This window comes from Caulobacter sp. 05T431 (assembly GCF_056665975.1).
In genome coordinates this window covers 1-363 of sequence record NZ_JBFTKU010000183.1, presented here as the reverse complement: position 1 = coordinate 363, position 363 = coordinate 1, and the positions used below count along the sequence as shown (strand labels likewise).

1 protein-coding gene is annotated in these 363 nt (G+C 70.5%); it reads right to left on the bottom strand.

Annotated features, from left to right (window positions below; all coding sequences use genetic code 11):
* A partial coding sequence (locus AC1U89_RS25035) for an NAD(P)H-binding protein (protein ID WP_479902313.1) occupies positions 1-299 on the bottom strand: 299 nt, incomplete at its 3' end.
* Positions 300-363 lie beyond the last annotated feature (64 nt).

The window sequence follows — 363 nt, the reverse complement described above, 5'->3', positions numbered from 1 at the left end:
CTGTAGGAGTACAGGCTTTCCGGGAAGACCACGACGGCGCCCGCCGCCCCGGCCGCGGCGAGCACGTTCTGCTCGGCGGCGGGCAGTTCACTGGCCCACACGTCGGCGTTGTACCGCGAAGCGTGGATGCAGTGGAAGACGGCGGCGGCGCCGTGGAAGGCCTCGCCGAGCCGGTCAGGCTCCGACACATCAATCGACACTTTTTCGACCAGCGGGTGGGCCGGGCCGCTTCCGGACCTCGTCAGGATGCGCACGCGGTGGCCCGCAGCGGCCAGTTGTTCGGCAACGGTCCAGCCCACCGGGCCGGCCCCTGTGACGGCATAGAGCCTGGACGGTTGGCGCCCGGAGGCAACGGATTCGGAC